The sequence below is a fragment of the Pseudomonas sp. ML2-2023-3 genome (genome assembly GCF_037055275.1).
In the GTDB taxonomy this organism is placed as follows: domain Bacteria; phylum Pseudomonadota; class Gammaproteobacteria; order Pseudomonadales; family Pseudomonadaceae; genus Aquipseudomonas.
Window position 1 is genome coordinate 491,917 of sequence record NZ_CP146343.1, and the last position, 20,923, is coordinate 512,839.

Genomic DNA, 20,923 nt, shown 5'->3' on the forward strand with positions numbered 1-20,923 from the left:
AGATGAAGTTCAGCCTTGTGCCAGATCCAGCAGTTTTTCACGCCACGGTGCCTTGGCAGGCAATGCCAGAAACGAGTCATTGAGCAATGACTCACGGGGCGGGTAGCTGAACGGCTCGCCATCCAGTTGCAACACCACACCACCGGCCCCTTCCAGCACGCCTTGAGCCGCCGCCGTATCCCATTGCGAAGTCGGCGCCAGGCGCGGATAGCAATCGGCAGCGCCTTCTGCCAGCAAACAGAATTTCAACGAACTGCCCACACTGGTCAGCTGCAACTCGCCCAGATGCTCACTCAGCCCGGCCAGTAAACGTTCCTGCTCAGGGCTGGAATGCCGGCGGCTGGCAACCACGGTCAACGCCTCGCCTTCAGGCGGCGTGTTGCGCACGCTGATGGGCACACTCACATCGCCATCCGCCCGCCATGCGCCCAAGCCCGCGCCACCGTAGTAGCAACGACCGCTGGTGGGCATGGATACCACGCCAAACACCACTCTGCCCTCTTCGATCAGCGCAACATTGACCGTGAATTCTTCAGTGCCAGAAATAAATTCCTTGGTGCCATCCAGCGGATCAACCAACCACCAGCGCGTCCACCCGGCACGTATGCTCCGGGGAATATTGGCGTCTTCTTCCGACAGCACAGGAATGCTCGGATCAAGAGCTGTCAGGCCATCGAGCAGCACATGGTGTGCTGCCAGATCGGCGGCGGTTACCGGGGAGTCATCGGCCTTGGCGGTGACTTCAACACCGGCCCGCCAGAACGGCAAGATCGCGTCGCCAGCGGCATGGGCCAGGGTGATGACGCCCTCAAGCAACGGATGGGGCAAACCACTCACGGCTGGAACACTCCGCGCTGGGTCAGAAGGTCACGCGCCAGATACAGCGCAGCCAGGGCACGCCCCTCACTGAATTGCGGGTTGAGCACCAGGCTCGACAGCTCCCGCAGATTGACCCGATCAACACGCATCGGCTCGGGCTCGTCGCCTTCCAGATGCGCTTCATAAAGGTCAGTCGCCAGCACCACCTGGATTTTTTGGCTCATGTAGCCAGGGGACAGTGACAGCTCGGTCAAATGCTCAAGCTGGCGAGCACCGAAACCGGCCTCCTCCTTCAACTCTCGCTCAGCCGCCGCCAGCACGTCTTCACCCGGCTCGATCAGGCCCTTGGGCAGCGAAATTTCGTACTCATCAGTGCCGCCGCAATATTCTTCGACCAGAATTGCGTGTTCAGCGTCGATCATGGCCACAATCATCACTGCGCCATAACCGTTGCCGCGCCCCACCAACCGTTCGTAAGTGCGCTCAACGCCATTGGAGAAGCGCAACTGCACCTCTTCGACCCGAAATAATCGGCTACTGGCAACAATTTCACGGGCAAGTACGGTGGGTTTTTGGCGCATAGCGGCTCCTCAATATGAACGGGGTACTATACCCCGGCTTTTCCGATTGTCTGTGTCGGAAATTTTTACCTGTGGGAGAAGTTTTGCATGACCGTTTTACCTTGGCGCGACATCGATACCGTGCTGCTCGACATGGACGGCACGCTGCTCGACCTGCACTACGACAATCATTTCTGGCTCGAACACCTGCCTCAGCGCTACGCCGAGCTGCATGGCATCAGCCGGGCAATGGCGGATCTTGAGCTGACGCCGCTGTTTGAAGGCAATGCTGGCCAGTTGAAATGGTATTGCCTGGACTTCTGGAGCCGCGAGCTGAAGATCCCGGTACGCGAGCTCAAGCTTGAAACCGCTCATCTGATTGCCTTGCGACCCGACGCCGATACTTTTCTGGCGGCCATCAAAAAAGCGGGCAAACGGGTGATCATGATCACCAACGCGCACCGTGATTCGTTGTCATTGAAATTGGAGCGCATTGAACTGGCGCCTTATTTCGAGCGCCTGATCAGCTCCCACGATTACGGTTTTCCAAAGGAAAGCCCGGCGTTCTGGGATGCACTGCACGCCGATATCGACTTTGACCCGGGCCGTAGCCTGTTTATCGATGACACCTTGCCGATTCTGCGCAGTGCCCGTGATTTTGGCGTGGCCCACTTGCTGGCAGTCAAACAGCCCGACAGCAAAAAAGGCCCGAAGGACACACAAGAATTTGCCGCGCTGGGCGACTATCGCGAACTGCTGGAAGGGCTGTAACGAATCAACCCTGTGGGAGCGGGCTTGCTCGCGATGCAAACAACTCGGTGGATCTGAATCATCGAGGTGATGCAATCACGAGCAAGCCCGCTCCCACAAGATGTAACGGGCTTACTCGGGAATACGCAGCGTCTGACCCGGGTAGATCTTGTTCGGATCCTTGAGCAGCGGTTTGTTGGCTTCGAAGATTTTGTTGTACTGGTTGGCGTTGCCGTACACCTGCAATGAAATCGCGCTCAGGGTGTCGCCCTTTTTCACCACCACAAAACGCGAAGCGACAACAGTCGGGCCACTGACCGTAATTTGATCCTCAACGCTGGCCACGCCCGCGATGTTCCCGGCAGCCAGAATGATTTTTTCTTTCTCTTCCTGCGTGGCCACTTCGCCACTGACCGTCACTTTGTCACCGTCAACGGTGGCGGTGATATTTGGATTGCCCAGGCCCACTTCCTCTACGTGTTTCTTCAGCTCCTCACCGGCATTGGCATTACCGGGGGTCAGCAGATTGATCAGTTTTTCACCGGCTTCTTTCACAAAGCTGAAAATGCTCATAAATCACGCTCCTAGGGTTGGAAGATTCAGACCCATGAGCGTAGACCATCATTGACGGCAGCAAGCGCGCTAGAATCGCCCACTCAATTGCGCCGGGAGTGACGATGGACATCAAACAGCTGAAATTCCTCATTGCCCTCGATGAAACCCGGCATTTCGGCCAGGCGGCTGCCCGCTGCCATATCACACAGCCCACCTTGTCCATGCGCTTGCGCAGCCTTGAACAGGAACTCGACCTGCAACTGGTCAATCGCGGTCAGCGTTTCGAAAGTTTTACCGCCCCCGGTGAGCGTGTCCTGGCCTGGGCCCGGACCGTGCTGGCGGCCTACGACGGTTTGCAGGCAGAAGCAGCCGCCTGTCGCGGCAACCTGATCGGCACCTTGCGCCTGGGGGTTGTTCCGCTCTCGAGTTTTGATCCGCTGCCTTTATTGCAGCGCCTGCACCAGGAGCATCCCGAGTTGCGATTCGAGTTGTCGGCGTTGAGCTCTGAGCAAATCCTCGAACAACTGGCCAGTAATCGGCTGGACGTAGGCGTGTCGTACCTCGAGCGCCTTGATCAGGAGCGCTTTGATTCCCTTGCCCTGGACGAGACCCGTATGGGCCTGCTGTACGACCAGCGGTATTTCAACTTTGGCGATCAGCCCCTGAGCTGGGAGGCGCTCATTGAATTGCCGCTGGGCCTGCTCAGTAGCGGCATGCACTTTCGCCAGTCCATCGACTACAACTTCCACAGCCGTGGCCTCACGCCACACCCCCTGCTGCAAACCGATGCCGTTCATCAACTGTTACAAGCCGTCCACGGCGGCCTGTGCTGCGCCGTCATGCCCCTAGATGGCGGGCTGCAAGCATTGACCGATGATTTGCGCCTGCATCCCATTGCAGACGCTCGCACACTGGCCCGACTGGGCTTGATCATGCGTCGTGCTGCCCCGCGCTCAGCCCTGGCTGAAGCCTGTTTTGCGCTTTATCAGAAATCACAAAACCCTTCTTGATCGACGCTATCTATCAATAGATCAGCACTAGCGATTAGACGCGACACTGTGTCGCGCCTAGGCTAAGAGCTGAATTGAACGTTGGTACAGCCTTATGAACGCCAAGCGCCCCCTGTGCGCGGCGCCCGCTTCTGTTACGCCCGCGCCTGCTGCCAGCCAGAACTATGACTACGTCACCCTGGATCACAGCAGCGGTGAGCAAACGGCCCTGGCCGAAGAAGTCGCCCTGGCGATTGCCTACAACGGCATCAGCCAGGCCGTAATGCTGGTCACGCCCACCGATCTCGAAGACTTCATCGTCGGCTTCAGCCTGGGCAGCGGCATCATTCACGACGCCAGCGAAATCTATGACCTCAAGCTTACGGGTGCCGGTTCAGCCCACTACGCACAGGTCGAGATCGCCAGCCGCGCGTTCTGGAACCTCAAACAGCAACGCCGACAACTGGCCGGTACCAGCGGCTGCGGCTTGTGCGGTGTAGAAGCGGTCGAACAGGCCCTGCCTGACCTCAAGGTACTGCCCGGCGCACCGTTGCCACCGGCACAGTGGCTAGAAGGCCTGCGCCAGCGCATCAGTGATTTTCAGCCGCTGGGCCAGCACTGCGGCGCCGTACATGCTGCCGTCTATATGGACGGCCAGGGCCAGTTGCTGATGGGCCGTGAAGACATTGGCCGCCACAACGCTCTGGATAAATTGATCGGTGCGCTGGTGCGCCAGCACATCGACCTGACGGGCGGCGCAGCGATCGTCACCAGCCGTTGCAGCCTTGAGCTGATTCAAAAAGTGTTGCGCGCCGGTATCCAGACCCTGATCAGCCTGTCCTCGCCCACGGGCCTGGCGCTGCAATGGGCACGACGCCACAACCTCAACCTTATTCATCTGCCACAAAAAAGCGCACCACGGGTGTACAGCCCGGCGCAGGAGAATCAACCGTGAGCACACACCATCAAGCCGACAAAACCCCGACTCCCCGCTACAAGCCCTACAAAGGCCCGGCCGGTGGCTGGGGCGCGCTGATCAGTGTGGCGCAAGCCTGGTTGACCAGCGACAACGCGCTGAAAAACCTGCGCATGATGCTCAAGACCAACCAGAACGGCGGCTTCGACTGCCCGGGCTGCGCCTGGGGTGACTCGCCGGAGAGTGGTCTGGTCAAGTTCTGCGAAAACGGCGCCAAGGCGGTGAACTGGGAAGCGACCAAACGTCGTGTCGATGCTGCTTTTTTTGCCAGGCACAGCGTCAGCGCACTGCTGGAGCAAAGCGATTACTGGCTGGAATATCAGGGCCGCCTGACCGAGCCCATGAGCTACAACCCTGAAACCGACCGCTACACCCCCATCAGCTGGGACGCCGCGTTCGCCTTGATCGCCCGGCACCTGCTCAACCTGGCCAGCCCCAATGAGGCGGAGTTCTACACCTCGGGCCGGGCCAGTAATGAAGCCGCGTATTTGTACCAACTGTTTGTGCGCTCGTTTGGCACCAACAACTTCCCGGATTGCTCAAACATGTGCCACGAGGCCAGCGGCGTGGCGTTGGCGCAAAGCATCGGGGTGGGCAAAGGCACCGTGACGTTCGACGATTTCGAACACTCCGATGCGATTTTCGTGCTGGGGCAAAACCCCGGCACCAATCACCCGCGCATGCTTGAACCGTTGCGTGAAGCGGTTAAACGCGGTGCCCAGGTGGTGTGCGTCAACCCGCTCAAAGAGCGTGGACTGGAACGCTTTCAGCACCCGCAACACCCGCTGGAAATGCTCACTAACGGCGACCGCCCGACCAACACGGCCTATTTGCGTCCGGCGTTAGGCGGCGACATGGCACTGTTGCGCGGCATGGCCAAGTTTCTGTTGCAGTGGGAGCGCGATGCCCAGGCCGCAGGCGAGCCGGCCGTCTTCGATCACGCTTTTTTGAATGAACACACCGCAGGCATCCTCGACTACATCTCCAGCCTCGATGACACCTCGTGGGATCACCTCGTGGAACAATCGGGCCTGCCCCTGGTGGATATCGAGCGCGCTGCTCGCATGTACCTCAAGGGCAAAAACGTGATCATGTGCTGGGCGATGGGCATCACCCAGCATCGGCACTCGGTGCAGACCATTCAGGAAATCGCCAACCTGATGCTGCTGCGCGGCAACATTGGCCGCCCTGGCGCAGGGCTGTGCCCGGTGCGTGGCCACAGTAACGTGCAGGGTGATCGCACGATGGGCATCAACGAACGCCCGCCGGTGGCTTTCCTGGACGCCCTGGAGCGTCGCTTCCAGTTCAAGGTGCCCCGTGAAAACGGCCACAACGTGGTTGAAGCCATCCACGCCATGCTTGAAGGACGTGCCAAGGTGTTTATCGGCCTGGGCGGCAACTTCGCCCAAGCCACCCCGGACAGCCCGCGCACTGCCCAGGCGCTGCGCAATTGCGACCTGACCGTACAGATCAGCACCAAGCTCAACCGCAGCCATCTGATGCACGGTAAAGAAGCGCTGATCTTGCCGTGCCTGGGCCGCACCGATATCGACATCCAGGCTCAAGGCCCGCAAGCCGTCACGGTGGAAGACTCCTTCAGCATGGTTCACGACTCCAACGGCCAGTTGCAGCCACTGTCCAACCAGATGCGTTCGGAGCCCGCGATCATCGCCGGTATCGCCGCCGCCACCCTGGGCACTCATCCGATTGACTGGAGCTGGGTGGTGGGCGACTACCGGCGTATCCGCGAGCTGATCGCCGACACCATCCCGGGCTTCAAGGACTTCAACACACGAATTCAGCACCCTGGCGGTTTTTACCTGGGCAACTCGGCCGGTGCGCGGCAGTGGAACACGCCGTCGCAGCGCGCCAACTTCCGGCCCAACGTGCTGCCACAAGACCTGGTGGATGCACGCACCCGCGCTACCGGCCAGTTGCCCGACCTGATTTTGCAGTCGATGCGTTCCCACGATCAGTACAACACCACCATTTATGGCCTCGATGACCGCTATCGTGGGGTCAAGGGCCAGCGTGACGTGTTGTTCGTCAACGAAGCCGACATCATCCGCCTGGGCTTCAAGCCGGGGCAAAAGGTCGACATCGTTTCGATCTGGAATGACCAGCACGAGCGCAGGGTCAAAAACTTCACCCTGTTGGCATTTGATATTCCTGCCGGGCAAGCCGCTGCGTATTACCCGGAGGTCAATCCGTTGGTGCCGCTGGAAAGCACAGGCGATGGCAGCCACACGCCTACGTCCAAATTCGTGGCCATTTGCCTGGAAGCCGCCAGCCCGTCGAAACTGATCATGGCCAAGGCCAGCTGACGCAGTCCGCTCCCACATTTAAAACCCATCACATCCAAACTTCAGGCACAAAAAAGGCCGATTTCCTACGAAATCGGCCTCTCCGAACTAGTAAACAGACCACCAAAAATTCATTAAGTTCCCTAGAAAAAACAACAACTTATAGAATTGTGTACAACTCGTGCTACTCGTCGGATTTCGATTGTCACCCATCATCGACAGCCTCAGGATCGCGCCGTCATCTCTTTGAGGCTCATCTATGAAGCTCACCTCGATTCTCTTGTTGTCCCTTGGCCTGGTCAGTGGCGTAGCCTCGGCCGGTGGCACCACCGAAGCCGGTGTAGGCGGCGCATTAGGCGGGGTTCTTGGCGCCGTGGTTGGCCAACAGCTCGGCGGCTCGACCGGTTCTGCCATTGGTGCAGGCGTGGGTGGCGCGGCAGGCAGTGCCGTAGGTGCCGACAAACGCAGCCGGGGCGAAGCGGCCATTGGCGGCGCACTGGGCGCTGCTGGCGGCAACGTGCTGGGCCGCAGTGTCGGCGGCAGCACCGGTGCTCTGGTCGGCTCAGCCGCTGGCGGTGGTGCTGGTGGCGCGCTGGGTAACTACATGGGCAATAAAAGCGACGCCGAAGATCGTCGCTATCGCGATCGTGACAACCGTCGCTACTACCGCGACGACAACCGCGGCCGTGGCCACGCGTATGGCCATCGCAAAAAGAACAAACATCGTCATCATTGATTACCCAAAAACGGGAGCCGAAAGGCTCCCGTTTTTATTGGGGCCTGGCTCGCCTCGCCAAATTGTTTCAATGCATTACGCCCGCCTGTCACAGTGTCAATCATGCAAACTGCATGCACCTGAATCTCAAATAATTATTAACCCATTGAAAGATATGAAATTACCAACAAACACCCTGTTGGCATGTCACCTGCAATCTCTTGAATGAACGCTGCACTTCCTACCATTCAGGAGCACAACAACAATGATCGGGACAACTGAGCACTATCCCGCAGCCCTGCAAGACTCCTCTGGCCACTCAGGTGTTTCCTGGGCCGCCATCTTTGCGGGGGCAGCCACCGCTGCCGCGCTGTCTCTGCTGCTGATCATGCTGGGCGCAGGCCTGGGCTTTTCGGCAGTTTCACCGTGGGCAAATGAAGGCGTGGGCGCCAAAGGCCTGGGTATCACCGCCATTGTCTGGCTGGCCATCACACAAATCATTGCGTCAGGGATGGGGGGCTATCTGGCCGGCCGCTTGCGGGTCAAGTGGGCCAACATGCATGGCGATGAAGTGTACTTTCGGGATACAGCACATGGCTTTCTGGCTTGGGCAGTTGCGACGCTGGTTACCGTAACCCTGATCGCAGGCTCGGTCAGCAGCGTGATTGGCAGCGGTGTTCAAGCTGGGGCCAGCGTGGCTTCAGGTGCCGCTTCGGCCATGAGCAGCGCAGCCGCCAGCCACGCCGATAAAAGTTCGGGCAATAGCTCTGATTACTTTATCGACACCCTGTTTCGCGATGATCGCGGCACTGCTGTCAGCGAAGACGCCGCCCACGGCATCGTCACGCGCATCTTTGTTCGCAGCCTGGGCAACGACGGCCAGTTAAGTGGCGAGGACCGTACCTATCTGGCGCAAATCGTCGCTCAACGGACCAACCTCAGCCAGGCCGAGGCCGAGCAACGGGTCGATCAGGTGTATGCCAAAGCCCACCAGGCGGTTGAAGACGCCAAGGTCAAAGCCAAGGAAGCCGCAGACACCGCAGCAAAAGTCGCCGCCTGGACCACCCTGTGGATGTTCATCAGTCTGCTGCTGGGTGCATTTTTCGCCAGCCTCTGCGCCACGTTTGGCGGCCGCCAACGCGATGCCGTGAGCTACGTGGAGCACACCACCAAGCCGCCTGTTTATTAATCAATCTGGAGAATGAAAATGCGCTCATTACTGCTGTTTTTTCTCGGTATCCCGATCCCGATCATCATTCTGATTGCCCTGTTTGTGCATTGATGCAACAGGTATAAACCCTGAACGGCCTTCTTCATGAAGGCCGTTTTTTTGTGGCCCGGATCAAACCGGCAGACACGTGGTGGATTTGATTTCTGACAACGCCACGATCGAATTCACCTCTTGAATACCCGGGACCATCGACAGTTTTTCGAAGAAAAATCGCTCGTAGGCTTCGATGTCGGCAGTGACGATGCGCAGCAGAAAATCCACCGACCCCATCAGCACATAGCACTCCAGCACCTCGGGAAAACCGCGGATCGCGTCGGTGAATTCAGTGAAGTTGGAACGCCCGTGGGCATTGAGTTTGATCTCGGCAAAAATTTGCGTGTTGAGCCCGATTTTCTTGCGATCGAGCAAGGTCACCTGGCCGCGAATGATCCCCTCGTCCTTCATCCGCTGAATACGCCGCCAGCAGGGTGATTGCGAAAGCCCCACCTTTTCGGCGATCTGTGCGCTCGACAGAGAAGCATCCTCTTGCAGCAGCGCCAAAATGCGTCGGTCGTAAGCATCCAGTTCACCCTGCATAAAAATACCTTTAAGTTGTCTAATAGAGACTCGATCAAGTCTATTTATCGTTGATTTAAAACATCTTAGATAAAAAATTTCTCCCACGACGTGTAAAAATTTCTCCAGCCTAAACAGGAGCGTTTGCATGTCCCATCTGGAAGTCGTCAACCACTCATCACGCCCCGACGTCTGGGCCAGCAACGCAGCGCCTTGCCCGGTGCGCTATCGCATCCAGGCGGACGCCGATGCTGATGTCTTGTGCCGTGTGCTCAATCTGTTTGCCTTGCAGCAATTGATCCCGCATCAGGTGGAAGTGGTGCGCGATCAGGACACATTGAGCATTGAAATCGAAAGCCATGAGCAGAGCTGGCACCGGGCTCAGGTCATGGGTGAGAAATTGCGCAATCTGATCAGTGTCTTCGACATGGAGCTGCACCCCGTGCAGGCGGCCAAAGCGTCTTTTCTGCAGGTCTCGGGGCAATAGTTCGCAACCATTGGGCACGTGAAGGTGAAAGCAGCGCGACTAGGCTTTGAAGCTCACAGCCAGACAAGGATCCGTCTGAGCCGGTGCCCAAAGGAGCTTTTATGCGCATCCCCCCGCCCCAAGACCAATGGCTGGACCTCAACGACCTGTTGACCGCGTTGCTGGCCAAAAACCGTATCCCCCACAGTTGTGCCGAACAGGTATTGATCACCGGGCGAGAAGCGTGCAATGCAGCCTTGCATCCGCTGGTGTTTCTGGCAGGACAACAGCTCTGTGACCCCAGCCGAGGGGGCAAGATCCTGGATCTTGAAACCCTCACCGCCTGGCTCGCCAGCCACGCCGGACACCCCTACCTGCGCATTGACCCGCTCAAGATCGATGTCACCACAGTGACCGGGCTGATGTCCTTCGCCTTCGCCCAGCGTCATGGAATCCTCGCGGTGGCTGCCGATGATTCGAGCATCACCATCGCCAGCTGCCAGCCCTGGGTCAGCAGTTGGGAGGCTGATTTGCACCCGTTGCTCAAGCGTCCTATCAAACGGGTCATTGCAAACCCCCTCGAAATCCAGCGCCTGAGCACGGAGTTTTTCCAACTGGCCAAATCGGTCAACGGTGCCGCACTCAACGATCAGAAAACCAGCCCCCAGACCAACCTCGAACAATTGCTGACCTTGGGTACAGGCGCCCGCGAGCCGGATGCCAACGACGCGCACATTGTGAATATCGTCGACTGGTTGTTTCAGTACGCCTTTGAGCAACGTGCCAGCGATATCCACATTGAACCCCGGCGGGAACAAGGCTGTGTGCGCTTTCGCATCGATGGGGTGCTGCATAACGTCTACCAGTTCCCGCCGCAGGTGACCGTGGCTGTCGTCAGTCGCCTCAAGAGCCTGGGCCGGATGAATGTCGCCGAAAAACGCAAACCTCAGGACGGTCGAATAAAAACCAGGCCCCCGGGTGCCGCTGAAGTTGAGCTGAGACTCGCCACCCTGCCCACCGCGTTTGGCGAAAAAATGGTGATGCGTATTTTTGATCCGCAGGTACTGCTCAAAGATTTCGACCAGTTGGGCCTGTGCCCCGAAGACCTGCAACGTTGGCAACCAATGACCCGCCAGCCCAACGGCATTATTTTGATCACCGGCCCTACCGGTTCGGGTAAAACCAGCACCCTGTATGCAACGCTCAAACAACTGGCCACTCCAGAAATCAACCTGTGCACTCTCGAAGACCCCATCGAGATGATTGAACCGGCCTTTAATCAAATGCAGGTTCAACCCAACATCGACCTGAACTTCGCCAACGGCGTGCGTGCATTGATGCGCCAGGATCCGGACATCATCATGCTCGGGGAAATACGTGACCTGGAGACCGCGCAGATGGCCATTCAGGCTGCGCTGACCGGACATCTGGTGCTTTCTACCCTGCATACCAATGATGCGCCCAGCGCTATCAGCCGCCTGCAGGAACTGGGAGTAGCGGCCTATTTGATAAAAGCCACGTTGCTGGGGGTCATGGCCCAGCGTCTGGTCAGAACGCTGTGCCCTGACTGCAGGGCCGAGCAGCCACTGGATCCGGGGGACTGGCAGGACTTTGCCCCGGCCTGGTCCGACTCACCGCCCACCTGCACCTGGCGGGCCACTGGCTGCACACAGTGTCGGGACACCGGATACAGCGGGCGAGTCGGCATTTACGAAATCATGGTGATGAGCGAAAAGCTCAAGTCCCTGATTGGCCCCGACACCGACCTCAACGCCATGCGTCGCCAGGCCTGCGCACAAGGCATGATCAGCCTGAGGCTGGCCGCCGCTCAAAAAGTCGCCGCTGGAACAACCTCAATGCCAGAAGCAATTCGAGTTACCCCCGCGTAGTTGAATTGTTTTGACTAAAATCTAATCAGTTACGCGAATTTTTTGATCGTTACACGCCTCGTTCGTTTGATTCTTACACCTCAAAACAAGGAATGGTTATGCAAGCGGGTACTGTGATCCTGTTATTTGTCGCCTTGGCTATCGCCATGCTCTTCATGGGCTTCAAGGTGGTACCGCAAGGATATCAATGGACGGTGGAGCGCTTTGGCCGCTACACCAACACCCTGAAGCCGGGCCTGAACATCATCATTCCGGTGATGGACCGCATCGGGCGCAAGATCAACGTGATGGAAAGCGTGCTGGACATCCCGCCACAAGAAGTGATCACCGCCGATAACGCCACCGTACAAATCGATGCCGTGTGTTTTTTCCAGGTCGTCAACACGGCTCAGGCCGCGTATGAGGTCAACAACCTCGAACACGCCATTCGCAACCTGCTGCAAACCAACATCCGTACCGTATTGGGTTCGATGGAGCTGGATGCCATGCTCAGCCAGCGTGACGGCATCAATGAAAAGCTGCTGCGCACCGTTGATGAAGCAACAGCGCCCTGGGGCATCAAGATCACCCGCATCGAGATCAAGGACATCAGCCCGCCGGCCGACCTGATGGCCGCCATGTCCGGGCAGATGAAAGCCGAACGTATCAAGCGAGCACAAATCCTTGAGGCTGAAGGGCTCAGAGCCGCAGCAATCCTGACTGCCGAAGGCAAAAAACAGGCACAGATCCTCGAAGCAGAAGGTGGTCGTCAGGCTGCGTTTCTCGAGTCAGAAGCCCGAGAGCGCCAGGCTGAAGCCGAAGCACGGGCCACCCAGGTGGTATCCGAAGCCATTGCCTCGGGCAACGTGCAGGCGATCAACTACTTTGTTGCGCAAAAATATATCGATGCCCTGGGCAAGCTGGCCTCTGCCAACAACAGCAAAGTCATCCTCATGCCGCTGGAGGCCAGCCAGGTCATCGGCGCAGTGGGCGGTATCGGCGAAATCGTCAAAGCCACCTTTGATACCAAGAAGGTCTGATTCATGTGGGAGTTTCTGCAACACCTGAACTACTGGGACTGGCTGGCGCTGGGCACCGCGCTGTTGATCCTGGAGGTTTTTGGCGCCGGTGGTTATCTGCTGTGGACAGGTATTGCCGGCATCATCGTCGGGGCTTTGACCTTTCTGGTCCCCGAGCTGCCATGGACCCTGCAACTTCCATTGTTTGGAGTGCTGGCAATCCTCACGGCGGTGTACTGGTGGCGGCGACAGCGCGGCAAGGTCGAGAGTGGCGACCAACCAAACCTGAATCGTCGCGGCCATGAGCTGATCGGCCGTACCTTCATCGTTCAACAGGCGATTGTGGAGGGACGGGGTAAAATCAAGGTCGGCGACAGCGTATGGATGGCCGTAGGGCCTGACGCTGCGGTGGGTACGCCCGTGCGTGTTACCGCCCAGAATGGAACAGTATTAAGCGTAGAAATTGTACCGTGACGTTACGGAACTCCTGAGCGCAATTTGCAATCAAACCTCGTAGCTAATCTATTCGGAGTCACCGTCATGCGCCTCAAATATGCTGTAGCCGCTATCGCCTTGCTGTCTCTTCCTGTTGGGTCTGCAATGGCCGACAGCTTCTGGCGTAATGTGCTGTCTTCCGGTGCAACCACCGGCTCCACCTACCTGACCTTCAAAAAAGACCGCAAAGTCATCGCCGCTCAGGATGACGCGGGCAGCTTTGTTGCCAGCAACGGTTCGATTCGTGGCCCGTACCTGGAATCAGCCATGCAACAAGTGCGTGCTGATAATCCGAACATGAAAGTCAGCGACATGGACCTGGCCAACGCAATTCTGGTTAAAAACGCTACAGCGGAATAACTGCCTTCCCACTTTGGAGGCAACTTCCATGTGGGACCGGGCTTGCTCGCGATGCTGGCGACTTGGTTTGCCTGCATCAACCCGATGTGATGCTATCGCGAGCAAGCCCGCTCCCACCGTTCAACTCAACACACATCTCTCCCTGTGATTCAGCCGCCATACAGAATTTTCACCGGATGTGAGCGATCCTCCGGGTATGATCTTGAGCGCTATGCTATTGCTTTTGGTCACCCAAACTCACTCACATCGGACGTCACGCTTCTATGAGCACGCTGCCTTTCCTGCCGTTTTCCAAACCCACCATTGATGAAGCCACCATTGCTGCCGTGGGCGACGTATTGCGCTCGGGCTGGATCACCAGCGGGCCCAAGGTCCAGGCGTTCGAAGCACAACTGTCCGAGTACTTTGGCGGGCGCCCGGTGCGTACGTTCAACTCCGGCACCTGCACCATGGAAATCGCGTTGCGCATCGCGGGCATCGGGGCGGGCGATGAAGTCATCACCACGCCTATTTCATGGGTAGCCACCGCGAACGTGATTATCGAAGTCGGCGCGACGCCGGTATTTGCCGATATCGACCCGGTGACACGCAACATCGACCTGGCCAAGCTCGAAGCGGCCATCACCCCGCGTACCAAGGCAATCATTCCGGTTTACCTGTCAGGCTTGCCAGTGGACATGGATGCGCTCTACGCGATCGCCAAAAAGCACAACCTGCGCGTAGTGGAAGATGCGGCACAAGCCCTGGGCTCCAGCTGGCAAGGCGAGCGCATTGGCGCACGGGGCGATTTTGTATCGTTCAGTTTTCAGGCCAACAAGAACATCACCTCATCCGAGGGCGGGTGTCTGGTGCTGAACAATGAAGAAGAAGCGCGACTGGCCGAGAAATACCGTCTACAGGGCGTGACTCGCACGGGTTTCGACGGGCTGGATGTGGATGTGCTGGGTGGCAAGTTCAATATGACCGACATCGCGGCTGCGATTGGTCTGGGCCAGTTTGCCCATATCGAAACCATCACCGCCCATCGTCGGGAGTTGGCCAAGCATTATTTCGACTGTTTCGGGCCTGAGTTCGAAGCTCAGTACGGCGCACAACTGCCGGTAGCAGACTTCAACAACACCAACTGGCATCTGTTCCAGCTTGTGCTGCCTGAGCGCAAGGACGGACAGCCTGCACGTGCGACCTTCATGAAAGAGATGCAAGCCTTGGGTGTGGGCATCGGTTACCACTACCCGCCCATTCACTTGCTGAGCCTGTACCGTGCACAGGGCTTCAAAGAGGGGATGTTCCCGATTGCCGAACGTGTCGGGCGCCTGATTGTGTCGTTACCGATGTTTACGGCAATGACCAAGGCCGATGTGGAGCGTTCGGTGGCGGCGGTGAAAGCAGTTTTAAGCGTCGCCTGACTCAACCTGTAGTCGTTGCCGCAGGCTGCGAGCTTTTGATTCCAAACAAAGCTCGCAGCCTTCGGCAGCGACTACACATTTGAGCTTATTCGCCGATTGCGGCTTTATAGCCCGCAGCATCCAGCAGTTTTTCCAGCTCGGCGGTGTTGCTTGGCTTGAGCTTGAAAATCCAGCTGGTGTACGGGTCGCTGTTCAACGACTCAGGGCTGTCCGCCAGTGCTTCGTTGACGGCAATCACTTCGCCAGAGACCGGCGAGTAGATGTCGGAAGCAGCTTTAACCGACTCAACAACGCCCGCTGTATCGCCTGCGGCGAACACTTTGCCGACTTCGGCCAGCTCAACAAACACCACGTCCCCCAAGGCTTCCTGAGCATGATCGCTGATGCCTACGGTAACCGTGCCATCCGCTTCCAGGCGGGCCCACTCGTGACTTTCAGCAAAGCGCAACTCAGCAGGGATCAGGCTCATATTCAGTGTCCTCAAGAATAAATGTAGGCGGCGCACACAAGGTGCTTTCTCGCCAGTAAACGTTAGATCAGGGCTTTGCCCTGACGAACAAAAGTCGGTTTTACTACTCGAACCGGGTACCACTTACCACGAATTTCAACCTCGGCACGGTCAGCCGTTGCCATCGGAACTCGCGCCAGGGCGATCGATTTGCTTAGCGTAGGGGAGAAGCTACCACTGGTGATCTCCCCTTCGCCAACATTGGCGATGCGAACCACTTGATGAGCGCGCAAAACGCCCCGTTCCTCAAGTACCAGCCCCACCAGTTTGAGCTGCACGCCCCCGGCCTTTTCGGCTTCGAGCGCTTCGCGTCCCACGAACTTGCGTGAGGCAGGCTCCCAGGCAATGGTCCAGGCCATATTGGCGCAAAGGGGGGAAACAGACAGATGGATATCCTGCCCGTAGAGGTTCATGCCGGCTTCAAGACGCAAGGTATCCCGAGCGCCCAGGCCAATCGGTGAAATGCCTGCACCCACCAGATCGTTGAAAAAGGCCGGGGCCTGGTCGGCCGGGAGGACGATTTCGAGGCCATCTTCACCGGTGTACCCGGTACGAGCGATAAACCAGTCGCCGCTGCTCTGCCCTTCGAAGGGCTTGAGTTGCTGAATCAACTGGCCACGCGCCTGACTCACCAGCTCGGCCACCTTCTGTCGCGCATGGGGCCCTTGAATGGCCAGCAGGGCCAGTTCCGGGCGTTCCAACAGCTGCACGTCATAGCCCTGACGCTGAGCTTCCATCCAGGCCAGATCCTGATCCCGGGTGGCGGCATTGACGATAAGCCGATAACCCGTGGGCATCAGGTAGACAATCATGTCGTCGACCACGCCGCCCTGCTCATTGAGCATGGCGCTGTACAAGGCACGGCCAGGTGTATTCAGACGCTCGACATCATTGGCCAGCAAATGCTGGAGCCACGCCTTGGCCTGAGACCCGGCGATGTCGATCACGGTCATATGCGAGACATCAAAAACCCCACAGTCGCGGCGCACCTCATGGTGTTCTTCAACTTGTGAGCCGTAATGCAAAGGCATATCCCAACCGCCAAAATCGACCATTTTCGCGCCCAGGGCGAGATGCAGGTCATACAGAGGCGTACGCTGTCCCATGGGTTTCTCCTTCCGGGCTTGGCGAGGGTGCGGACAGGCTGCGGAGCATTTCAAGCCTAAAAAATGGCTTTCTTACACTACGCAGAAACCTGATCTGACAGACAGACCGCACCGAATGCCGCGCATTGTAGCCGCATGAAGGAGGACTGGCACCTAACCGATTCGATGTGCCGAGCGTCGAATCAGTCCGATGACCGGTAACAATCCGACCAGGACCAGCGTCAGGGCGGGCAACGAAGCCCTCGCCCATTCGCCTTCGCTCGTCATCTCGAAGATCCGCACAGCCAGCGTGTCCCAGCCGAACGGGCGCATGAGCAAGGTAGCCGGCATTTCCTTGAGCACATCGACAAACACCAGCAGCGCAGCGCTCAAGGTGCCGGGCAGCAGCAACGGCAGATACACCTTGAAAAACAGTCGTGGCCCACCGACCCCCAAACTGCGAGAGGCCTCCGGCAAGGAAGGACGAATGCGCGCCAGGCTGTTTTCCAGCGGGCCATAAGCCACGGCGATAAACCGCACCAGATACGCCAGCAGCAGGGCCGACAGGCTGCCCAGCAACAGTGGCTTGCCCGCCCCGCCCAACCAGCCCGACACCGGAATCACCAGCTCTCGGTCCAGATAGCTGAACGCCAACATGATCGACACCGCCAGCACCGAGCCCGGCAGGGCATAACCCAGGTTCGCAAGGCTGACTCCGGCACGAATGGCCGCCGTGGGTGCCTGGCGCCGGGCAAACGCGAGCACCAAGGCCACGCTCACGGTGATCAGTGCCGCCATGCTGCCCAGATAGAGGGTGTGCAGGATCAATCCGGCGTACCGCTCATCCAGGTCGAATCGACCGCGCTGCCAGAACCACACGGCCAGTTGCAGCATCGGAATGACGAAAGCACAGGCAAATACCAGCAAGCACCAGCCACTGGCCAGCCACGCTTTGGGACCGCTCAGGTGATACAAGGCACTGACCCGGGGGCGTTCGTTACTGGCGCGGCTTGCCCCACGGGCGCGTCGTTCGCCGTAGAGCACCACCATGACCACCAGCAGTAGCAAACTCGCCAGCTGCGCTGCCGTAGACAGGCTGAAAAACCCATACCAGGTTTTGTAGATCGCGGTCGTGAAGGTGTCGAAATTGAACACCGATACCGCGCCAAAATCGGCCAGGGTTTCCATCAGCGCCAGTGCCACACCCGCACCGATCGCCGGACGCGCCATGGGCAACGCAACGCGCCAGAATGCCTGCCACGGGCTTTGGCCCAGCACTCTGGCAGCTTCCATCAGGCCTTTGCCCTGGGCCAGAAAGGCCGTGCGCGCCAGCAGATAAACGTAGGGGTAGAACACCAGGATCAGCACGATGATCACCCCACCGGTGGAGCGCACCCGTGGCAACCTCAGGCCCATGCCAAACCACTCACGCAGCAGGGTTTGCACGGGGCCTGCGAAATCCAGCAAGCCGACAAAGACAAACGCCAGTACATAAGCCGGAATCGCAAAGGGCAACATCAGCGCCCAGTCCAGCCATCGTCTGCCGGGGAACTCACACAGGCTGGTCAACCAGGCCAGGCTGACACCCAGCAGCGTGACCCCGACACCCACGCCAACGATCAGGGTCAGGGTGTTGCCCAGCAGACGCGGCATCTGCGTATCCCACATGTGGCTCCAGATCTGGGTATCAATGTTTTGCCAGGACAGCAGCAAAACGCTCAGCGGCAACAGCACCAGAGCGGCAATGACAAAAACCAGCGGATACCAGCGACGTTGAGCAGGATGGGCCACGAAGAACTCTCGGAAGGTGGTCAGGACGAGGTAAAAAACAAATGTGGGAGCGGGCTTGCTCGCGATGCAAACACCGCAGTTTCCAATGAAACCCCGGCGATGCTATCGCGAGCAAGCCCGCTCCCACAGGTATTGCTTCAGATTTTGATCAGTTCCAGCCCGCGCGATCCATCATGCGGATGGCTTCAGCCTGGCGCTTGCCTGCCACTTCTACTGGCAGTGCGTCGGCCTTGAACTTGCCCCAGCTGGCCACTTCGGCAGAAGGCTCAACGCTTGGGTTGGCCGGGAATTCCTGGTTAACACCTGCAAAAATGACCTGAGCTTCAGGGGTGGTCATCCACTCCACCAATGCCTTGGCGGCCTCAGGGTGTGGCGCGTACTTGGTCAGGCCAATGCCCGACAGGTTGACGTGAACACCGCGGTCCGCCTGATTCGGCCAGAACAGTTTCACCGCCAGATCCGGCTTCTGCTTGTGCAAACGGCCGTAGTAGTAGGTATTGACGATGCCCACGTCACATTGCCCGGCGTTGATTGCCTCAAGCAGTGCAGTGTCGTCAGAGAACACGTCCGTGGACAGGTTGCTCACCCAACCCTTGAGAATTTTTTCGGTTTTTTCAGCACCATGCGCTTCGATCATGGTGGCCGTCAGCGACTGGTTGTAAACCTTCTTGGCGGTGCGCAAGCACAGGCGGCCTTCCCAGTTTTTGTCAGCCAGGGCCTCGTAGGTCGACAGTTCTTCAGGCTTAACCCGGTCGGTCGAATAGACGATGGTCCGTGCGCGCAGGCTCAGGCCGGTCCACTCATGGGAAGAGGAGCGGTATTGCGGTGGAATGTTCTTGTCGATCACTTCGGACGTGAACGGCTGCAAAATGCCCATTTGCTCTGCTTGCCACAGGTTGCCGGCGTCCACGGTCAGCAACAGGTCGGCGGTGGCATTCTGGCCTTCTGCCTTGATGCGCTGCATCAACGGCGCTTCCTTGTCGGTGATGAACTTGACCTTGACCCCGGTCTTGGCGGTGTAGGCATCAAATACCGGTTTGATCAGCTCGTCGATACGCGAGGAGTAAACCACCACCTCTTCGGCAGCAGAAACGCTGCTCGCAAAAACGGTTAGGGCCAGGGCAGTCAGTAGACGCTTGCGTGCCAACATGATGGGCGGTCTCTCTTGATGCGAATCGGGCGTAAATGGTAGTGAATCACATTTCCCATCTCAACCTAACTCGCCCCGGAGGAGTTACCAGATGTTACGGCTTGGCCAGCGGCGGCAGGTCGCCACTCAGGCCCAGTGCCTGACGCACAAACAAGGCCTTGGCCTCGGGCATTTTATTGACCCATTTCAAACCGGTGTTGCGCAGCAATCGTGCCGTCAGCGAGTCAGCCTGGAACAAGCGCTCAAAACCCTCCATGGCGGCCATCAACGCCAGGTTATGCGGCATGCGCCGACGCTCAAAACGGCTCAGCACGCGCACATCCGCCAGACGCTCGCCGCGATCCACCGCGTGCAGCAGCACATGTGCCAGCACCGCCGCATCCAGAAACCCCAGATTCACGCCCTGCCCGGCCAGCGGGTGGATGGTGTGTGCCGCATCACCGATCAGTGCCAGGCCTTCCGCGACATAGCGTTTGGCGTGACGCTGACGCAGCGGCACGCACACCCGCGGATCAGCGCTCAGCACGCTGCCCAGACGGCCTTCAAAAGCCAGTTCCAGCTCGCGGCAGAAGGCGCCATCGTCCAGCGCCATCAAATACTCGGCCTGTTCAGGCGTGGTCGACCAGACAATCGAACACCAGTCCTGCTGACCCTCGCGCTCCAATGGCAGGAATGCCAGCGGGCCATTGTCGGTAAAACGCTGCCAGGCGGTCTGCTGATGGGGTTCTGAGCAACGCACGCTGGTGACGATGGCATGATGCTGATAATTCCACTCGCGGGTCTCACAGCCGGTCAGGCGGCGTACAGCCGAGTTGGCGCCATCAGCGGCAATCACCAACGGCGCACGCAAGGTACGACCATCGGCCAGGGTCAGCAGCCAGTCGTCGCCAGAGCGGCGCATCTGTTCCAGGCGCGCATTGGCCAGCATTTCGATGCTGGAGTCCTGCAAGCACTCAAGCAGCGCATCCTGCACCACACGGTTTTCAACGATATGACCCAGCACGTCGGCATGAACGCTGGTCGCCGAGAAGTGGATCTGCCCCGTGCCGCTGCCATCCCATACCTGCATGTGAGCATACGGGCTGACGCGACGCCGGGTGATGCCCTCCCACGCGCCCAGGCGCTGCAAAATGCGCTGGCTGGCAGTCGACAGGGCACTGACCCGCGGCTCGAACGGGGCCTGGGCGGCAAAGGGTTTGACACTCAGCGGGCTGCCATCGAGCAGCAGGATTTTCAGCCCGCTGTCTTTGAGCGCCAGCGCCAGTGCGCTTCCGACCATTCCGGCCCCGACAATCAGCAGATCTGCACGCATTTCCATGCTT

At 58.6% G+C, this 20,923-nt stretch carries 21 protein-coding genes; 12 read left to right on the forward strand and 9 right to left on the reverse strand.

Features of this window, described 5'->3' with window-relative positions; genetic code table 11:
- Window positions 1-9: 9 nt before the first annotated feature.
- Window positions 10-837 carry a 3'(2'),5'-bisphosphate nucleotidase CysQ gene (gene cysQ / locus V6P94_RS02140; protein WP_133079053.1) on the reverse strand — a complete coding sequence of 276 codons (828 nt, stop codon included), beginning with the start codon at window positions 835-837 and terminating at the stop codon, window positions 10-12.
- Entirely contained in the window at window positions 834-1,400 is a 567-nt protein-coding gene (gene nudE / locus V6P94_RS02145; RefSeq protein ID WP_133079054.1) for an ADP compounds hydrolase NudE, read from the reverse strand. Before nudE ends, cysQ begins: the two co-directional genes overlap by 4 nt.
- Before the next feature lie 87 nt (window positions 1,401-1,487).
- Here nudE and yrfG point away from each other — a divergent pair, with 87 nt between their 5' ends.
- Window positions 1,488-2,150, forward strand: a complete 663-nt coding sequence (yrfG, locus tag V6P94_RS02150) for a GMP/IMP nucleotidase (protein WP_219262574.1) — start codon at window positions 1,488-1,490, stop codon at window positions 2,148-2,150.
- Window positions 2,151-2,261: 111 nt separating this feature from the next.
- Here the strand turns inward: yrfG and lysM are convergent, their stop codons facing one another.
- The gene (lysM, locus tag V6P94_RS02155; protein ID WP_338648990.1) at window positions 2,262-2,702 is read right to left on the reverse strand and encodes a peptidoglycan-binding protein LysM; all 441 of its coding nucleotides are present in this window, start codon (window positions 2,700-2,702) and stop codon (window positions 2,262-2,264) included.
- A 104-nt stretch (window positions 2,703-2,806) separates the two neighbouring features.
- Here lysM and V6P94_RS02160 point away from each other — a divergent pair, with 104 nt between their 5' ends.
- From V6P94_RS02160 to V6P94_RS02180, 5 genes are all read left to right on the forward strand, one after another.
- A complete protein-coding gene (locus tag V6P94_RS02160; RefSeq protein ID WP_133079057.1) occupies window positions 2,807-3,694 on the forward strand; it encodes a LysR family transcriptional regulator in 888 nt (295 codons plus the stop codon).
- 94 nt (window positions 3,695-3,788) lie between these two features.
- Window positions 3,789-4,628: a formate dehydrogenase accessory sulfurtransferase FdhD gene (fdhD, locus tag V6P94_RS02165; protein ID WP_133079058.1), complete on the forward strand. Its 840-nt coding sequence runs from the start codon at window positions 3,789-3,791 to the stop codon at window positions 4,626-4,628.
- Window positions 4,625-6,973, forward strand: a complete 2,349-nt coding sequence (locus V6P94_RS02170) for an FdhF/YdeP family oxidoreductase (RefSeq protein WP_133079059.1) — start codon at window positions 4,625-4,627, stop codon at window positions 6,971-6,973. Before fdhD ends, V6P94_RS02170 begins: the two co-directional genes overlap by 4 nt.
- 238 nt (window positions 6,974-7,211) lie before the next feature.
- Window positions 7,212-7,688: a glycine zipper domain-containing protein gene (locus tag V6P94_RS02175; protein WP_019824518.1), complete on the forward strand. Its 477-nt coding sequence runs from the start codon at window positions 7,212-7,214 to the stop codon at window positions 7,686-7,688.
- A 244-nt stretch (window positions 7,689-7,932) separates the two neighbouring features.
- Window positions 7,933-8,856 (forward strand): hypothetical protein, encoded by a 924-nt coding sequence (locus V6P94_RS02180; protein ID WP_133079060.1) that lies wholly within the window; start codon window positions 7,933-7,935, stop codon window positions 8,854-8,856.
- 153 nt (window positions 8,857-9,009) lie between these two features.
- On the opposite strand, the gene V6P94_RS02185 is transcribed toward V6P94_RS02180, so the two are convergent.
- Window positions 9,010-9,474 (reverse strand): Lrp/AsnC family transcriptional regulator, encoded by a 465-nt coding sequence (locus V6P94_RS02185; RefSeq protein WP_019824516.1) that lies wholly within the window; start codon window positions 9,472-9,474, stop codon window positions 9,010-9,012.
- A 127-nt stretch (window positions 9,475-9,601) separates the two neighbouring features.
- Here V6P94_RS02185 and V6P94_RS02190 point away from each other — a divergent pair, with 127 nt between their 5' ends.
- The 6 genes from V6P94_RS02190 to V6P94_RS02215 all read left to right on the forward strand — a co-directional run bounded on the left by V6P94_RS02190 (window position 9,602) and on the right by V6P94_RS02215 (window position 15,067).
- A complete protein-coding gene (locus V6P94_RS02190) occupies window positions 9,602-9,940 on the forward strand; it encodes a hypothetical protein (protein WP_133079061.1) in 339 nt (112 codons plus the stop codon).
- A gap of 101 nt (window positions 9,941-10,041) precedes the next feature.
- Window positions 10,042-11,808 (forward strand): GspE/PulE family protein, encoded by a 1,767-nt coding sequence (locus V6P94_RS02195; RefSeq protein WP_219262577.1) that lies wholly within the window; start codon window positions 10,042-10,044, stop codon window positions 11,806-11,808.
- Window positions 11,809-11,906: 98 nt separating this feature from the next.
- Window positions 11,907-12,827, forward strand: coding sequence for an SPFH domain-containing protein (locus V6P94_RS02200; protein ID WP_133079063.1), 921 nt, complete (start codon window positions 11,907-11,909; stop codon window positions 12,825-12,827).
- A 3-nt stretch (window positions 12,828-12,830) separates the two neighbouring features.
- On the forward strand, window positions 12,831-13,280 hold the full coding sequence (locus V6P94_RS02205) for an NfeD family protein (protein ID WP_133079064.1): 450 nt from the start codon (window positions 12,831-12,833) through the stop codon (window positions 13,278-13,280).
- A gap of 66 nt (window positions 13,281-13,346) precedes the next feature.
- Complete coding sequence (locus tag V6P94_RS02210; protein ID WP_133079065.1) at window positions 13,347-13,661, forward strand: DUF2388 domain-containing protein; 315 nt, start codon at window positions 13,347-13,349, stop codon at window positions 13,659-13,661.
- A gap of 263 nt (window positions 13,662-13,924) precedes the next feature.
- Entirely contained in the window at window positions 13,925-15,067 is a 1,143-nt protein-coding gene (locus tag V6P94_RS02215; protein WP_219262578.1) for a DegT/DnrJ/EryC1/StrS aminotransferase family protein, read from the forward strand.
- An 85-nt stretch (window positions 15,068-15,152) separates the two neighbouring features.
- Here V6P94_RS02215 and gcvH read toward each other — a convergent pair whose 3' ends face one another.
- From gcvH to V6P94_RS02240, 5 genes are all read right to left on the reverse strand, one after another.
- Window positions 15,153-15,536, reverse strand: coding sequence for a glycine cleavage system protein GcvH (gene gcvH / locus V6P94_RS02220; protein ID WP_019824507.1), 384 nt, complete (start codon window positions 15,534-15,536; stop codon window positions 15,153-15,155).
- Between the two features lie 62 nt (window positions 15,537-15,598).
- The gene (gene gcvT / locus V6P94_RS02225; protein ID WP_133079067.1) at window positions 15,599-16,681 is read right to left on the reverse strand and encodes a glycine cleavage system aminomethyltransferase GcvT; all 1,083 of its coding nucleotides are present in this window, start codon (window positions 16,679-16,681) and stop codon (window positions 15,599-15,601) included.
- A gap of 153 nt (window positions 16,682-16,834) precedes the next feature.
- The gene (locus tag V6P94_RS02230; protein WP_338648991.1) at window positions 16,835-18,451 is read right to left on the reverse strand and encodes an iron ABC transporter permease; all 1,617 of its coding nucleotides are present in this window, start codon (window positions 18,449-18,451) and stop codon (window positions 16,835-16,837) included.
- Between the two features lie 148 nt (window positions 18,452-18,599).
- A complete protein-coding gene (locus V6P94_RS02235) occupies window positions 18,600-19,601 on the reverse strand; it encodes an extracellular solute-binding protein (protein WP_133079069.1) in 1,002 nt (333 codons plus the stop codon).
- Window positions 19,602-19,695: 94 nt separating this feature from the next.
- Window positions 19,696-20,913 carry a 2-octaprenyl-3-methyl-6-methoxy-1,4-benzoquinol hydroxylase gene (locus tag V6P94_RS02240; RefSeq protein ID WP_338649425.1) on the reverse strand — a complete coding sequence of 406 codons (1,218 nt, stop codon included), beginning with the start codon at window positions 20,911-20,913 and terminating at the stop codon, window positions 19,696-19,698.
- Window positions 20,914-20,923: the final 10 nt, after the last annotated feature.

Excerpts from the sequence above, each read along its gene's own strand:
- yrfG (WP_219262574.1), top strand. The coding sequence starts at position 1,488 with ATGACCGTTTTACCTTGGCGCGACATCGATACCGTGCTGCTCGACATG.
- V6P94_RS02210 (WP_133079065.1), top strand. The coding sequence starts at position 13,347 with ATGCGCCTCAAATATGCTGTAGCCGCTATCGCCTTGCTGTCTCTTCCT.
- V6P94_RS02175 (WP_019824518.1), top strand. The coding sequence starts at position 7,212 with ATGAAGCTCACCTCGATTCTCTTGTTGTCCCTTGGCCTGGTCAGTGGC.
- V6P94_RS02205 (WP_133079064.1), top strand. The coding sequence starts at position 12,831 with ATGTGGGAGTTTCTGCAACACCTGAACTACTGGGACTGGCTGGCGCTG.
- V6P94_RS02235 (WP_133079069.1), bottom strand. The coding sequence starts at position 19,601 with ATGTTGGCACGCAAGCGTCTACTGACTGCCCTGGCCCTAACCGTTTTT.
- nudE (WP_133079054.1), bottom strand. The coding sequence starts at position 1,400 with ATGCGCCAAAAACCCACCGTACTTGCCCGTGAAATTGTTGCCAGTAGC.
- V6P94_RS02190 (WP_133079061.1), top strand. The coding sequence starts at position 9,602 with ATGTCCCATCTGGAAGTCGTCAACCACTCATCACGCCCCGACGTCTGG.
- gcvH (WP_019824507.1), bottom strand. The coding sequence starts at position 15,536 with ATGAGCCTGATCCCTGCTGAGTTGCGCTTTGCTGAAAGTCACGAGTGG.
- gcvT (WP_133079067.1), bottom strand. The coding sequence starts at position 16,681 with ATGGGACAGCGTACGCCTCTGTATGACCTGCATCTCGCCCTGGGCGCG.
- V6P94_RS02160 (WP_133079057.1), top strand. The coding sequence starts at position 2,807 with ATGGACATCAAACAGCTGAAATTCCTCATTGCCCTCGATGAAACCCGG.
- lysM (WP_338648990.1), bottom strand. The coding sequence starts at position 2,702 with ATGAGCATTTTCAGCTTTGTGAAAGAAGCCGGTGAAAAACTGATCAAT.
- V6P94_RS02240 (WP_338649425.1), bottom strand. The coding sequence starts at position 20,913 with ATGCGTGCAGATCTGCTGATTGTCGGGGCCGGAATGGTCGGAAGCGCA.
- V6P94_RS02180 (WP_133079060.1), top strand. The coding sequence starts at position 7,933 with ATGATCGGGACAACTGAGCACTATCCCGCAGCCCTGCAAGACTCCTCT.
- V6P94_RS02215 (WP_219262578.1), top strand. The coding sequence starts at position 13,925 with ATGAGCACGCTGCCTTTCCTGCCGTTTTCCAAACCCACCATTGATGAA.
- fdhD (WP_133079058.1), top strand. The coding sequence starts at position 3,789 with ATGAACGCCAAGCGCCCCCTGTGCGCGGCGCCCGCTTCTGTTACGCCC.
- V6P94_RS02185 (WP_019824516.1), bottom strand. The coding sequence starts at position 9,474 with ATGCAGGGTGAACTGGATGCTTACGACCGACGCATTTTGGCGCTGCTG.
- V6P94_RS02195 (WP_219262577.1), top strand. The coding sequence starts at position 10,042 with ATGCGCATCCCCCCGCCCCAAGACCAATGGCTGGACCTCAACGACCTG.
- V6P94_RS02200 (WP_133079063.1), top strand. The coding sequence starts at position 11,907 with ATGCAAGCGGGTACTGTGATCCTGTTATTTGTCGCCTTGGCTATCGCC.